The organism is Tumebacillus lipolyticus, assembly GCF_042682745.1.
GTDB lineage: Bacteria > Bacillota > Bacilli > Tumebacillales > Tumebacillaceae > Tumebacillus_A > Tumebacillus_A lipolyticus.
Genome location: NZ_JBHUIO010000009.1, coordinates 400,853 through 415,344 on the forward strand (window position 1 = coordinate 400,853; position 14,492 = coordinate 415,344).

At 55.2% G+C, this 14,492-nt stretch carries 13 protein-coding genes; 5 read left to right on the top strand and 8 right to left on the bottom strand.

From position 1 onward, the window contains the following. Positions 1–53 precede the first annotated feature (53 nt). Positions 54–1,217 (top strand): glycosyltransferase family 4 protein, encoded by a 1,164-nt coding sequence (locus ACFSOY_RS15980; protein WP_386048275.1) that lies wholly within the window; start codon positions 54–56, stop codon positions 1,215–1,217. Positions 1,218–1,232: 15 nt separating this feature from the next. Here ACFSOY_RS15980 and ACFSOY_RS15985 read toward each other — a convergent pair whose 3' ends face one another. Next, entirely contained in the window at positions 1,233–2,024 is a 792-nt protein-coding gene (locus ACFSOY_RS15985) for a YheC/YheD family protein (RefSeq protein WP_386048277.1), read from the bottom strand. Positions 2,025–2,126: 102 nt separating this feature from the next. Continuing rightward, the gene (locus ACFSOY_RS15990) at positions 2,127–3,749 is read right to left on the bottom strand and encodes a hypothetical protein (protein WP_386048278.1); all 1,623 of its coding nucleotides are present in this window, start codon (positions 3,747–3,749) and stop codon (positions 2,127–2,129) included. Positions 3,750–3,891: 142 nt separating this feature from the next. Between ACFSOY_RS15990 and ACFSOY_RS15995 the strand changes: the two genes are divergently transcribed. Continuing rightward, positions 3,892–4,638, top strand: a complete 747-nt coding sequence (locus tag ACFSOY_RS15995; RefSeq protein WP_386048280.1) for an alpha/beta hydrolase — start codon at positions 3,892–3,894, stop codon at positions 4,636–4,638. Positions 4,639–4,838: 200 nt separating this feature from the next. Here ACFSOY_RS15995 and ACFSOY_RS16000 read toward each other — a convergent pair whose 3' ends face one another. Together ACFSOY_RS16000 and ACFSOY_RS16005 are read right to left on the bottom strand one after the other, a co-directional pair. After that, entirely contained in the window at positions 4,839–5,048 is a 210-nt protein-coding gene (locus ACFSOY_RS16000; protein ID WP_386048282.1) for a hypothetical protein, read from the bottom strand. Positions 5,049–5,145: 97 nt separating this feature from the next. Continuing rightward, positions 5,146–6,810: a DUF2254 family protein gene (locus ACFSOY_RS16005; RefSeq protein ID WP_386048284.1), complete on the bottom strand. Its 1,665-nt coding sequence runs from the start codon at positions 6,808–6,810 to the stop codon at positions 5,146–5,148. Between the two features lie 124 nt (positions 6,811–6,934). Here ACFSOY_RS16005 and ACFSOY_RS16010 point away from each other — a divergent pair, with 124 nt between their 5' ends. From ACFSOY_RS16010 to ACFSOY_RS16020, 3 genes are all read left to right on the top strand, one after another. Further along, complete coding sequence (locus tag ACFSOY_RS16010) at positions 6,935–8,863, top strand: S8 family peptidase (RefSeq protein WP_386048286.1); 1,929 nt, start codon at positions 6,935–6,937, stop codon at positions 8,861–8,863. A 91-nt stretch (positions 8,864–8,954) separates the two neighbouring features. Next, positions 8,955–9,131, top strand: coding sequence for a hypothetical protein (locus ACFSOY_RS16015; protein WP_386048288.1), 177 nt, complete (start codon positions 8,955–8,957; stop codon positions 9,129–9,131). 65 nt (positions 9,132–9,196) lie between these two features. Further along, positions 9,197–9,319 carry a hypothetical protein gene (locus tag ACFSOY_RS16020; RefSeq protein ID WP_386048290.1) on the top strand — a complete coding sequence of 41 codons (123 nt, stop codon included), beginning with the start codon at positions 9,197–9,199 and terminating at the stop codon, positions 9,317–9,319. A gap of 31 nt (positions 9,320–9,350) precedes the next feature. Here the strand turns inward: ACFSOY_RS16020 and ACFSOY_RS16025 are convergent, their stop codons facing one another. From ACFSOY_RS16025 to ACFSOY_RS16040, 4 genes are read right to left on the bottom strand one after another with little or no spacing between them, the layout of a single operon-like run. Beyond that, a complete protein-coding gene (locus tag ACFSOY_RS16025) occupies positions 9,351–9,530 on the bottom strand; it encodes a hypothetical protein (RefSeq protein WP_386048292.1) in 180 nt (59 codons plus the stop codon). 12 nt (positions 9,531–9,542) lie between these two features. Next, positions 9,543–10,826 carry a Ger(x)C family spore germination protein gene (locus tag ACFSOY_RS16030; RefSeq protein WP_386048294.1) on the bottom strand — a complete coding sequence of 428 codons (1,284 nt, stop codon included), beginning with the start codon at positions 10,824–10,826 and terminating at the stop codon, positions 9,543–9,545. Beyond that, complete coding sequence (locus ACFSOY_RS16035; RefSeq protein ID WP_386048296.1) at positions 10,801–11,919, bottom strand: GerAB/ArcD/ProY family transporter; 1,119 nt, start codon at positions 11,917–11,919, stop codon at positions 10,801–10,803. The genes ACFSOY_RS16030 and ACFSOY_RS16035 overlap by 26 nt, the downstream gene beginning before the upstream one ends. Next, complete coding sequence (locus tag ACFSOY_RS16040) at positions 11,912–14,377, bottom strand: spore germination protein (RefSeq protein WP_386048298.1); 2,466 nt, start codon at positions 14,375–14,377, stop codon at positions 11,912–11,914. Before ACFSOY_RS16040 ends, ACFSOY_RS16035 begins: the two co-directional genes overlap by 8 nt. Between the last annotated feature and the right edge of the window lie 115 nt (positions 14,378–14,492).

Consider the following 14,492-nt stretch of genomic DNA (forward strand, 5'->3'; position numbering starts at 1 on the left):
TGCACCTCCCTCGTATACTGTTTACAAACAGTCCTGCGAGGGAGGTGTGCCAGTTGGTTCTCTGCTGCCTATCCCCTGGCGGCTTTCCCTTTCCCCCTGCTCGATGCACCTCTGTTGAGCTCTACCTCTGGCACCTTGCCCGCGAGTTGGCAAAACAAGAACAGGTTCTGCTCTACGGACATGCGACCGCAAACGAAGGGCGCACCGCGACAGGAAACCTCACCCTGCACACCTTTCCGCACACAGACAGCCTGACCTACCTGCGCGCTCTGCTCACCGACCTGCGACAGAATGTGGCCGATCACACCTGCTCGCCAAGCGTATTTCACGTCGAAAACAGACTTTCCTACACCCCTGCCCTGAAGCGGCTATTTCCCGACACACCGATCCTGCTCAACCTCCACTCGAACGTCCTGTTGCGATCATTGCCCCAAGAATTGGTTCAAAAAAGCTTCCGATGCGTTGACGCTTTGGTGCTCAACAGCAACTATCTACAAGCGGACTTGCTCTCGCGCTATTCCTTTTTGCCAAAAGAAAAAGTGACGGTGATCAATCCTGGCATCGACCTCGCCCAGTTCCCCGACCCCTGTTCGGAGCGAGGTGTTGCGCTTCGCTCCACGATGCGGGCGCAGCTTTGCGTTGGGCCCGATCGACCGGTCGTGCTCTCCGTCGCTCGGCTGGCCCCACGCAAAGGAATTGCCGAATTGATCGACGCATTTCAGATCGTGCAAACCGAACGGCCAAACTGTGAGCTGTGGATCGTCGGAGGACGACCTCGCGACCATAAGAACAGCTATGTCCGATCGTTGATCGCGAAGGCAGCATCGCTTCCTGTGCGATTTTTCAACCATGTCCCCCAAGCGCACTTGCCCGCCTTTTATGCGGCGGCCGACCTGTTCGTCTGCCCTTCGCAGCAGGCTGAATCGTTTGGTCTCGTCAACCTGGAGGCGGCCGCAGCCGGGCTGCCCGTCATCGCCAGCGGACGATGGGGGCTGATCGAGTCGGTCGGAGCGAACGCAGGCGGACGTCTCGTGGAAGCGTACAGAACGCCAGCCGCCTTTGCTGCCGAGCTGAAGACGCTGCTCGCTTCGCCAGAGCTTCGCCGCCAAGCGGGAACGGCAGGCCGCCGCTTTGTCGAGCAGAGATTTTCTTGGTGCAAGACCGCCCAGCAGTTCCAAGCTCTCTATCAGCACATGCGAACGAGGAAGGGGCTGTAAAAACCCCTTCCTCGCCTATCGCCACCGCCTTCTCCAACTGCCCCGATGCACTTCTGCCGCCCTGTTGATCGTGCGGTGCAGGATCCACAGCTTGAGCGACCTTCGCTGCGCTTTGCTCAGATCGGTTCGATGGAACACTTTCAACACCGGCGCGGTGTTCACTTCGATCAGCCACAGCCTGCCGCTTCGATCCAGCCCGATATCCAATCCGTAGATCGCATTCGAATAGAGACTGCCAAACTGACGGGCGATTCGCACTGCCATCGCTTTGATCCGAACGATCTGACTCTCGACCTGTTTCCCCGAATAGCCGATCCCCCTCAGGTACGTTTTCAGCGGAATCACTTTGCCCCCGATGATCACGTTCGTCACGGCGAGATTTCTCCCCGCCGCTTTGGCAAAAAGGCCTGTGACCTCCCAACGGCCCGATTCATTCTTCTGCACCGTCGCCCGCAGATCGACCGGTCGCCGATTCCACTGGGCAAGCGGGATTCCCCGCTGGACGAGAAACCTTGTCCCTCGGCGCACGCTCTCAATCCATCGGTAGACTTCTGCACGCGTTGCTATATTCCGGCTTCGATGCTCCATGTTGACTTGATAGTGCCCACTGTTCAACTTCTTCACTCGAAAAATGCGATACCCCCCACCACCATACTCCGGCTTGACAAACACCAATTGATACCGGTCGAGCATCTCCGAGAGCGCTTGTTTCGAGTATCGTCTCGTCTCGGGCAGGTATCTTCTCAGACTCGGATGGCGGGAGACGATCTGGTGTTTGCTCCACTTGCTGCCTGGGGCAAGTCTCATATCTCTCACCTCTCACTTCTCTAGTTATTCTATGATCGTCTCGGCTGAACCGAAACAAAAAAAACCCTTGATCCGCCAATGCGGACAAGGGTTTCGATTCTGCTAACCTGCCATATAGTAGGACAGCGTCAAGATCACGATCCAGAGGTTGATCCCGAGGAAATAAGAGAACTCGCCCAATGCGCTTCGCTCATAGCGAGTGCGGGCATACAGAGCGGTAAAGCCATAAGAGATCACCGCCATCACCACGAACAGCATCGATACCATGAAGCTCGAATGCATCCACTCCGGCGAGTAGGAATAGAGCGCGTCGAGATTCCCATACTCCAAAAACACGACGATCTGTGTCGCCAGATAGAGGAGAACCGAGATGAACAGATGTCTGTTCGGCTGCTCGTAAAGCGCATCCTCCTTGCGAAACAGATAGAAGAACAGATAGCCAAACGGCAACATCGGCCAAGCAAATCCAATGACGAGGATCATGATCGACATGCCGAGGTATCGCGGCACTTCCATCGCTGCCCGCGTATAGTCAGACTTGCCGATCTTGTTCGTCTCCGCCATATATGCCGGATCATTCGAGTTGTACAGCACATCATAAGTGTTCAGTTTCGCAAATACGGCATAGACGAACGTGGTCACATCTCCTTGCTTATCGAACACCGGGTTGCTGCCCAGACCGTTCGAGTTGGAGACGCGTTGCAACTCCTTCGTCCATTGACCCCCTTGCAAGGTCGAAAGAAATACCTCTTTACCCGAGATGCGTGGGTTTTTCGCATAATCGGCAACAAAGGCGAACTGCAAGCTATTCTCTTGCACAGGCCGTACATAAGCCGCGCTTGAGTTCGGGGCTGCTTCCCCCATCGCAGTATCTGGAATCAACTTCATATCCTGAGCCGTTTCGGGCGACGGCTGGTTGAGCGGGAAGGAGACCGCGCGCAGTTCGGTGGTCGATTTGCGCGACGATTTATAGGTCATCAGATAGTAACCATGAGTTTCATCAATCCCAAACGTCGAGTCATCGATCAGGTTGGACGTGCCGACAGAAAGCTGCTTGACCTGTTGAAGATCGGTCGCTTTATTCTGCCCAGCATCGAGCGTCAGATAGTTGAGCATGTAGCTCTCCATCCCCAGCTGTTCGATCAATCCGATGTGGACGATCCCGCGCGCATCGAGCGTAGCTTTCACATAGGCGGCGCGTTGCGTCTGGTAGGAACGAACTTCTGTGAGCTGCGATCCTACCGCTTGATAGATCTTCAGCCCTTTTTCGGTTCCGACCAGCAGGTACTGCTGACCGCCAACCTGTACCAGATCGAGCGCAGTCAGCCCGGTGTCGAACGTTTTCGCGGGGCTCCACGCACCATTTTGCCAACTGGCATGCTTCAGGACTCGCTTTTCGCCCACCCAGTACAAGTCTGAGCCGGACAGTTTGAACGTGGTCGTCGTGTAGATATCCTGAGCGGGCAACGGTCGCCGTTCCAACTCGGTCGTTTGCTTCGCCGGATTCAAGCTTCCGATCACCAGCTCTGTGCCAGACAGCCATGCATAGCGATTGTCTCCCAACACTTGAACTGGGCGGTTCGGCGTCGTCGTGCTGAACACCGTTTCACGGCCATACGGTTCCAGATAAGGCAACACGCGGTTGTCCGCATCCAACTTCACCTGCAGCAACAAGACGACGATAAAAACTAAGATATACGGAAAAATTCTGAGAAATGACTTCATCCCACTTTACCCCCTAGAGACCCGTTTGCAAACGATTGTACAAGCATACTATAATCTCCAAACTTTGAGAATAGTCAAGGTTGGAGCGCTCCAACCTGTCTTTTGGTATACTGGATGAGGAATCGAACGAGGAGGAATGTTCATGTCGATCGAGAAACAACCGACCGGCAGCGTAGAACGCGTGGAGATTCAAAGCCGTTTTTTACAGCAGTCTCGCGAAGTTCACATCTATCTGCCACACAACTACTCACCGCTCTACAAATATCCGGTGCTCTATTTTAACGATGGGTCCGATTACGAATCGATGGGACGCATGATCTCGTTGCTCAACCATCGCTTTGCCGATCGCCACGCCCGACGCTTTCTCGTCGTCTTCGTGCCGGTCGACAAGAGCGTCCGCCGTGACGAGTATCACCCAGAGGGCAGCAAGCACAGCGCGTATGTGCGCTTTTTTGCCGATGAGCTGATCCCGCTGATCGAAGAGCGGTATGCGGCGTTCCCGATGGGACCTGCGCGCGGCATCGTCGGCTCTTCCCTCGGAGCGGTTGCCGCTCTACACACCTTGCTCACCTACCCGCGCAAGTTTCACTACTTGGCGCTGCAATCTGGAGCGTTTCACGAAAGCTCGTTTCAGCAGGTCGAGGCAAAGGGGCGCGAGCTTGCCACCGTGCCGATCTATCAGGTGGTCGGTCTGCAGGAAGATCGCTTTCAATCCGCTTCTGGCAAAGTGATCGACCTGCTGGCTCTCAACCGCAAGATGCGCGATCTGTTGCAGAGCGGCGGCGTCGATGTCGAGTATGGCGAATACGATCATGACCACACGTGGGGTTTCTGGCAAGAAGATCTGCCGCGCCTCCTCGACCACTTCGCCCGCCACACCTCATTTTAGTGACCTACATAGATCATCGTGGACGACCGGCCGCCGCTCGATCTGGCCGGTCTTCGCTATGCCGTTGGCTCGAAATCCGCCATGGCGAACATCCCGATGTCCGCAAATCCCAGCCGAGCGTATGCTCTGCCTGCCACTTTTCCGCTATACTTCCAACAAAAATGACATACCTCCCGCGATGGGGTATGCCACCTTGTGAACTATACCGCTTCGTATACTTCAGGCACCCAGAAGACCACGCACTGCCCTTTCGGCAGGTTGATCTCCCGCGCTCCAGCCGGGTTCCCGTTGATGTTGATAATCTCGGTCACCACGACGCGATCCGCGTTGATCTCCACTTCGCCCTCATACTCGCGGATGCTGCCATCCGCTAAGAAAAACTCCACTTTCCCTGTGCCAATGTTGCGCATGTCCGGTCTCTCCTTTATGCGAGCAATCCCATTTCGGATGCTCAATCTCCCCTCCTACGATTCGATCTTTTTTGTCAAAATCCTGCAACAACTTCCATTAATGTGCAATCTCACCGCCCAAATACAGCTCTGGATCAAGGCCGTCGAACAGGTCGCGCCACACTTGATGATCCTCGATGGCAGACGTCAGCTCGATCTCGCGCTTCGGCCCTGCCGGATATTGCTCCGTATACGCATGATACCCTCGCCAAAGCACAAACGATCTGATCAGATATCGCTCCGGCTCGTGATAGTCGAAGAAGCGCCTGATCTCCAACCTGCTTTTGCAGAGCGCCTGCAGCAGATGCTGGTCGGGGACGGAGTATTTCCCTACCGCGCGGATCAACAGCATCACGATGTCGGTGCGCCGCAGATACAGCGCCTCTGCGGTCATCAGCAAAAACAGGTAGCGATAAGGAAAGATGCGCTCTTGCTGATCGCGATAGGGGATCATCTCTTTGCGCAACCAGGTGGTGATCTGCACGATGTCGATGATCTCGCCTTTCAAAATCAATTTTTTGGCGAGCTTCATGTATTCGAACAGCAGCCCGCGGACGACGCCGAACGTCTTCTGCCCCTGTGGGCCGATGATCGTGCTGAGCAACTTCCCGAACGCATGCGACACGATACAAGTCGCGACGAAGCTATGTCCGTACGCTTCGTTCTTGATCACCAGCTTGCCGATCTCGCCGAGGCTTTGAAACGATGCCAGCACAAATTTTGCCGTCTCCGTGGTCATCTCCCGATTTTTTACCACCTGACAGGTGATCGAAAAGATCTGCTCGACCGCCTGCTGGATCATGTTCATCAACTGCTGTCCGATCAGGTTGTTCCGCACGATCAGGGCGTACGCGTCGATGACGGTGCTCGCCGCCTGCAGCGACCCACTCTCCGCGTAGCGCATCCCCATCTCGTGCAGCTCATTCAAGATGATGCCGGAGACGGCCGTCTCTCGCTCCTTAAAGGAGATCGAGGCGATGCTGAGCAGCTGACCGACAATCTTCTCGTGATACCAGAGCACATCATCCGCATCTTCGCTCGGCAGCTTGGCACCATGCATCATCTCCGCAATATTCTCCACGCAAAACACCGCGGTGACCGCGTCCATCTCCGAGACCGCCTTTTTGGCGATGTCACAAATCTGCTCCACCTTATCGAGCGCATCCTGATAGTCGCCGCTCCGATAGGCGGCCACATATTCGCGGGTGATCGCCTGCACGATCGTCTCCGGCTTGAGCATTTGGATCACAAAATAGAGATAGGTGATCAGAGCGAGAAAGCAGAGGATCAGCAGAATCAGATCGGCGCTCATCCCCTGCGCAAGCCAGTCTGCCGGTCGATCTCCCGGATGATCGGCGATCAGCGAGAGCAGGTAGATCGCATGAAAGATCGTGCCGAAGTAAAAGGAGAGCAACGTCGTATTGAACGGAAAGCGAACAAAAAAGTCGAGCACGCGGTGCGTGTATTTGCTGGCTGTCAATTGAATCGCCACCATGATCATCGAAAACGACAGCGCCAAGATCGTCGCCAGCGTAGAGGCGACCGTCGACAGATAGTTCCTCGCCGTCTCCAGATCACCGCGAAAAAACGGCGGGGTCAAGCGAAAGACTACTGCCATCACACAGAGCGAGACGAGCAATTGAAAGAGCGAATTTGCAAGCGATGCGTGCAACAGATGCCGATTCCAAAGCTTTTTGCCAAGTACAGAAAATGTAGTTTTCATCGCTCCCTCTCCACCTTTTTCAAGTCCTGCACATCTGCCAATAGTATCCGCATCCTCGCGTATCATACTCTCGCAAAAGAGCGCAGATACTAATCGCGTAGCGAAAAACTAGGGAGGTATGCAGATGAACCAGCGCGCGAGATGGGGTGTGATTGCTGCGCTTACAGCCTTGCTGATGGTTCCTTTATACTGGCATGGCGCGCAACCGTCTCCCCCTCGACAGTCGGAAGCAGGCCCAATCGGACCGCTGGGAGTTGATAGCGCCCGAACCGCACATGTGCAACGCCTCCTCGCCAAAAAAAAATCTGGCAATGAAAGCGTCGTCGCCAATGACATCGCACGGACGGCTGCACTTTGCGTTCGCGACTGTCGCATCATGCTGACAGAGATCACCAACGAGCTCGCCCATATGAGCACACCGGAAAAGAAGCGGGAGATGATGCTCCACCATCTCGCCCAGCACCCGCAGTTCGTCTCGCTGACCCTGAAAGAGCAGAGCGGTGAGGCGATCACCGTCGGGCGCGTGTTGCGAAAGGATCTGCAGGAGCAAGCGCATCGGACGACGAAACATGACGATTTTTATGTCTCCGATCTTTACACCAAAAAACACCAAGCGGATGCAAAAGAGAAAGTTTCGATGACCGTCGGCGTTCCGGTGGTCGGCGACTCACATGTGACCGGGTCGCTTTCGGCAGATGTCGAGATGGGCCACCTCGGCGGCGTGATCTCCCTGCAGGACAGCCAGATGGGCACCCGCACGAAACTGTTGGGCATGGACGGCAAAAATGAGATGTTAAAAAAGACCGAATCGGGCCCGCAAGGCGGCACTCAGATTCAACAGGTCAACCAAAAGAAGGCGCAATCGAATGTGGAAGGCACCGCGTGGAAAGTGAACGTCAGCTCACAGCAAGAGCGTGGAGCCAAGCGGGCGCAAGTGATGCACAACGAGTTGCTCGTCCGCTTTGCCCACGACCTGACCGATGCTCAGATCGCGCGGTACTCGCAGGAGATCGGGGGAAGCCTGCTGCGCAAAAACTCCCGCCATACGTACCTCTTCAGCTTCTCGATCGCACCTGCGGAGGCGATCGCTTACTTTAAGAGCAAAGGGGCGATCCTCGCCGAACAGCATATCAAGTTGCGCCCCAACACGGCACCTGCCACCATCAACCGCGCGACCGAGCAACCGAACGACATGTTCTACAGCAGCAATCAATGGAACCTGCCGATGATCTCCGCCGACAAAGCGTGGGAGATCACCACGGGCGACCCGCATGTGACGATCGCCGTCGTCGACACAGGCGTCGATCTCAACCATCCCGAGTTCAAAGGGCAGCTCGTCCAGGGGAGAAACATGTTGAACAACAGCGCCCCGCCGCAGGATGACAACGGTCATGGCACGCATGTCGCCGGCGTGATCGCCGCCAGAACCAACAACCTGGAAGGAATTGCTGGCATCGACTGGGCGGGCAAGATCATGCCGATCAAAGCGATGGACGCAGATGGGTCAGGCTCTGTTCTCGACATCGCAGACGGAATCGTCTGGGCGGCCGATCATGGCGCGATGGTGATCAACCTGTCGCTCGGCGAATATGCAGACTCCGATTACCTGCACGAAGCGATCCGTCACGCCTATCAGAAAGGTGCGGTGCTCGTCGCTGCGATGGGCAATGATGGCATCTCCGATCCCAGCTATCCGGCAGCTTATCAGGAAGTGATCGGCGTGGCGGCCAACGATGAGCAAAACGAGACGGCCACCTTTTCCAATTACGGCGCCCACACTTCCGTCTCCGCACCGGGTGTCGCCATCGCCAGCACCTATCCGGACAATCGCTATGCCGCTCTGTCAGGAACTTCGATGGCATCGCCGCACGTCGCAGGCGTCGCCGCTCTGATCCGCTCGATCAATCCGGATCTCACGCCCGATCAGGTACGCAGCCTGCTCGAACAGACGGCTGACGACCTTGGGCCGGAAGGGCATGACGAATATTACGGGTATGGCATGATCAACGTCGGACGCGCCATCAAAGCGGCTGTAGAAAGCCGGACAGAATGATCTTCCGAAAGGCTTCCCTCCGTTTTGCGGCGGGAAGTTTTTTTGCGAACGTTCTCTTGAAACTTTTTCCACAGTCGGAGCGTCTTATGAAATGAGCGATGGTAGAGAAGGGATGGTCGAGCTGATGCATCGTCGAATGAAAGAGTATGGCCCCATGCTTGCTGGCGTGTCGCTCATTGCGCTCGGACTCTGTTTGCCGCTGGGAATGACGTTCGATTCGCTGCGCTTGATCGATTTTTTTGTCATGTTGATCTCAAAAGTTTCATAAGGATAGATCGAGAGTGAGAAACCGGTCATCCTGCGGTCGCCTATCCTCTGTGGAGGTGACACCGTATGCGCTTCATGAACATGGAGTTGGAGGAGATCACCATCTGGTTGATCCCCGGCATCCTCAGTCTGAAGTGGAAGCGGCGTGAGCGCAGAACCGGACAGCTACGCAGTGAAGGCGTGCCATGAGGCACGCCTTCACTGCTAACCCACAGATCGTTCAGACGCTGTTGCGCACGACCGACCATACGGCGAGCAACATCGAGACGGCAGCCACCGCATAAGCGCCGATCGCTCCCATAAGATGCTTGCGCCTGCTCATCCACCGCCCAAAGTTCACCGTATAGATCGTCACCATCACCGGCACGACAAGCTGTAACAAGATGATCAGCCAGCGCATCGCATCCTCCCCTTATCTTTCTTGCGCCGGCCCTAACTGCACGCCGAGGCGTCTCATTTTAAGATCAACTTTTAATGAAACTTTGGCATCTTTTAAGAGCTCGCGAAAATCGACCTCTTTCATCTGCTGCATCGTGAGGAAATGCGATCTCGTTTTCTTAAAGATGCCAAATGGCTCAGCCTGATGTTCATGAAACATCTCCAGAATCAAATCGAGCTGCTTCTCCTTCAGTTTGCTGGAGATCACCCGTTCCAAAATGTGTAAATTCTTCGTGACGGTGTAATCGCTCGCCCCCTGCACCCCGATCAGATCGCCCTCCAACTTCTGCACCAGATTGACCTCCACCGGTCGTTTCGAATAGTCCACTTTGACGATCGGTTCTCGCGCATGCTTTATCTCCAGCGCGACATACTTTCCCTTTTCCAGCGGATCTGAAAAATCCATCTGCGTGCGAGTCAACTCTCCGCGGATCATCAACATCATCCTCGTTTGAATGCCGTCGATGTAGGTGACAAGCTTTCCTTCTTTAAAGACAGCACCTCCTAAAAATTCGAGCGTGTTTCCACCGATTCTCGCCGTCTTCCCCGGAATGAACGAAGGTTCCGCTTGCTTGATCGTCAGTTCGGCCTGTTTGGCTGAGCCAGAGCTCTTCTGTTCACTCTGCTTTTGCACCGCCTTGTTGACAGCGATCACCGGTGCGAACGCATCTTCCATCGGGGATTGGATCGACACAAAAAAGTCGTGTAGATTGCGAGGTGCACCGAGCCCAGTGTAGCGGCCAACTTCGTGAACCGCCTCATACCAACGCGATGCAGACTTTTCCATCACCGGCTCATTGAACAAAAACACATCTCGTGCGCTCCCAGGCGTAAACGCGACCGTGACCGTCCTGCGAAGCTCTCGGTTGCGCAGCAGGGGACGCAGCTGTGCGAACAGCCCATCCTTCGACAACGAGTCCCCGATCAGGATCGAGGTGAGGTGCAACAAGGAAACTCGCCGTTCAACCGTCGTGTTGAGCAACGTGACCGCCTCCGAAAACGTATGGGCTCGAACGGTGATCGGCTTGCTGCTCTGACTCCCTTTCCCCGAATCCCCGCCCGCTGTCCCCCCGCTCATCTCGCTCGGTATGGCGATTCGTGCGGTGAGATCGAGCGTCTCGTTTGGGCCTTTATCGATCCCGATCGCCACGACGAACGCGATACCCTCCAGTTCGATTCGATCATAACAGCCGATCAACAAGGGGCTGATCAGCGCGATCAACAGGAGGAAGCTAAGCGGTTTTTTCAACTTCTGCATCCGCGCGCGCCTCCTTTTTTAGTCGAATGCGGAAAAAGATCATCGTCAACAGCGGCAGCACGATGATAAACAGAAATCCCCATTGGACGATGTACAAGTTGTTCAGCTCAAGCATTTCGACAAAGCTCGCCGGGAGGAACATCAGCGAATAGACGATCACGCCGAGCGGAAACACCAACGGGCGGTTCACAGGCATGCGGAAGGCCGAAGCGATCAGATAGGAGATAGCCCAGAGCAAGACGGATGCTTTCATCAGGGCAAGCGTTACCCAGACGAACACGAACAGCGCTTCCAGCCTTTGAATAAATCGGCCGATGTAAATCAACCGTCCCAGCTGATACATCGGATAGGGGGAACGCAATGCGCCATCTGGCGAAAACGCCATGATAAAGACCAAGGTGATCACCGTATAGACCAGTGCGACCAGCAGGATGCTCCAATATCCGATTCTAATCGCATCTTTTCGATCGCGCAGCCGGGAGAGCAGCACCATCAACAAAAATAGATTGGTAAACACGCAGGTGAACATCCCCCCGCCCTTGAGCAACATCCAGATTCCATTGCCAAAGAACGGGAACAGGTACTCGACCGTCCACCAGTTGGTGTTCAAGACCAACAAGGCGAGAAACGAGATCATCGTGAGCGGAGTCATCAGCCACGCAACGCGCGAAAGTCCCTCCACTCCCGTATAGGCAAACTGAAGGACCATCAGCATGAAGGGAATGGTGACGAACGATATCGGCGAGCGAGGCAAGACGGTCGAGATCACCGCCTCGACAAAACCGCGCACCAACGCGGTCATATCGAGCAGCAGATAGATCGAGATGATCAGGAGGATCGGTAGACAAAACGGCCCGAGAAACCGCCTGGCCAGCGAGACAAAATCTGCTTTCGGCCCTGCTTTTACCAGGACCGGACCGACCCAAGCCCAGATCCCGAAACTGATCAGCATGGAGATCAACGGGATCATCCAGCCAGCCGAAGAACCGTAGTGCACCAGCTGCTGCGGATAGATCAGCGCTGCATCGGCGATCGAGGCGATAAAAATGAGGGAGAGGAGCTCGATCCGACCTAGATGACCCGTTTTAATCATGATCGCTTTGCTCCTCTTCTTCGTTCATTTCGGGCGGGACTTTTACATCATGATCTGGAAAAAGAGTTGGCCTGTTCATATCGGCGATCATCCTTTGCTTCGCTTCTTTCGAACGGGGCACGTTTGCCGCCCAGGTGCGAATCAAGCGCTTTTGTCGCACAGGGTCTTGCGGTCGCAGCGACAGCGGGCGCACCTCATTGTAGTAAACACGCCCACGCAGGATGACATCGGAGGACGACTGTTGGTGAGGCGCGAGCGGTGACATGATCGGAACGCCGAACGACTTTAACGTCGCCCAATGCGAGAGCGTAAACATCACCATCAGCGTGATCCCGTAAAACCCCCACCCAGCTGCCGCAAAGATGAACACAAAGCGCAGCGTTCGCACCGCGAATGACATGTTGTAATTGGGCATCGTGAACGCCGCGAGCGCTGTCACCGCCACGACGATGACCAGCAGCGGCGAGACCACCCCAGCTTGTACGGCCGCCTGGCCTAAGATCAGAGCGCCGACGATGCCGATCGTCGGGCCGATCACGTTGGGAATGCGGATCCCCGCCTCGCGGATCAGCTCAAGCGCAGATTCCATCAGCAGCACTTCGATCACTACGGGAAACGGAACTTTTTCTCTTGCGGAAGCGATCGTCAACATCAGGTCGGTTGGGATCATCTCTGGATGATAGTTGGTCGCCGCAATGTATGCGGCAGGTAACAGCATGGCGATGACAAAAGCGATCAGGCGGATGACGCGGATGAACGAGCCGAACGGATAGAGGATGTACGCATCTTCTGCCGTGTGAATCATCGACATCAGCAGCGAGGGCACGATCATCACATAGGGGCTGTGTCCGACAAAGATCGCAACAAACCCTTCGGACAAAAATGCTGCGACGCGGTCAGGCCGTTCGGTGGCCATCAGCTTTGGCACGAGCGAAGGTTGCGGATCTTCGATCATCTGCTCCATCGTCCCGCTGTCCTGTAGAAAATCCACATCGACCGACCTGATTCGCCGTTTGACCTCGCGGACCAGCTTTTGATTGGTCAAGCCCTCCACATACATGATCGCCACATCGGTAGGTGCCAGCTTCCCCACCTGCAACATCTCGGTGATCAGGCGCTCCGAGCGAAAGCGAGAGCGCACGAGACCGGTGTTGGTGCGCAGGTTTTCGTTAAACGCATCATGTGGCCCACGCACGACCGTCTCCGTCTTGGTGTCGCTCACACTGCGATGTTCCCACCCTTTCGTCTCCACCACCAGCGCCTTCTCCGCCCCATCGATCAGGAGTGCAGATGAACCGCTGAGCACCCCTTTTTTCACATCTTCCCAGTTTTGAAACTCCATCACTTGGTTGCCAGGCACCAATCGCTCTTTGACCAGCTGAAGTCGAGTTTTTGTCGTGTCATGTTGGGGGAGTCCGGCAAACAGCATCAAGGGCTCCAAGATGTTCGAGTTGATGATCGTCTTGTCTGACATCCCTTCCAAGAAGACGACTGCCGCCTTGATCGGAGGTGTCGAAGCGATCGTAAAGTCGCGGATGATCACATCTGCATTTTTCGGCAGGAAGAAGATCTTTTCGACCACCTGACGATTGATAAACAGTTCGGAAGAGAGCTTTTCTGGTATCTCCTCTGTCCGCTTCCCGCGATTTTTTTCGCTGTCTCGCGGAAGGCCTGCAGCTTTCCCGTCTTCCTGCTTCTGCTCACTTTCTTGCTCATCTGCTTGCAGGTTCGATTGCGCGTTTTTTCCGCTTTGGCTGTCGCGCCGTCTCAAAATAGGCTGGCGATCTCTGCCACCGCTCGCAGTTCTTTGACCTGTCGTCCCCTCTTCCGACTGCACCGCGCTTTGGCTGTCGCGATCGTTCAAATCTTTATGGCGATCTGTACCTTTACTCGTTTGTCCCTGCTCTTTGATCTGCTCGTCCGACTCCGCTTCGCTTTGGCCGTCTTGCCGTCCCAAACCATCAGGTCGCTCAGCCCCTTCGCTGATCGCGCTCCGCTCTGTTTCCTGCCCGTTCGTCCGATCTTCGCTCGGGCTGCTCTTTGGCAAAACTTCATCTGCACCTTTGCTCTGCTCATCCTTTTGCTCACCGATCGTCGCTTCCATTGAGCGCTTCCCATCTTGTGCAGGATCGTTTGGGGTATCGTACCGCCTGCCGACCTGTCGCGGTTTGACAAACCCGTGCTTGCTGCGGGCAGGTCGGCTTGGTTTTGCTGGCTTTGCTTCATTCAATTGAGATTGCGAGTCTTCTTTCTGCGAACCATTCGTTTTGGCAACCTCTTTCGGTCGCTTCTCTTTTACCTGTTTTGCGTCCTGTCGCTCCTCTTTCCGGCTGTTGGGTCGATCCGGTTTGTCATCGTCCTCGATATGATCATCCTCATCCTCGATCAGAGAAAAACCTTCGTCTAAAATCGTATCGTCAACTGTCAACAGACGGCCGACCCTCGACCAGAACGTCATGACAGATCACCCCTTTTACCAGCGTATCGTGCTAATAGCCTTCCACGATTCCATCAACCCATGCATTTTTTGGTTGCTCTACAGAAAAATGCCGTTTCGGAAAGGTCCGAAACGG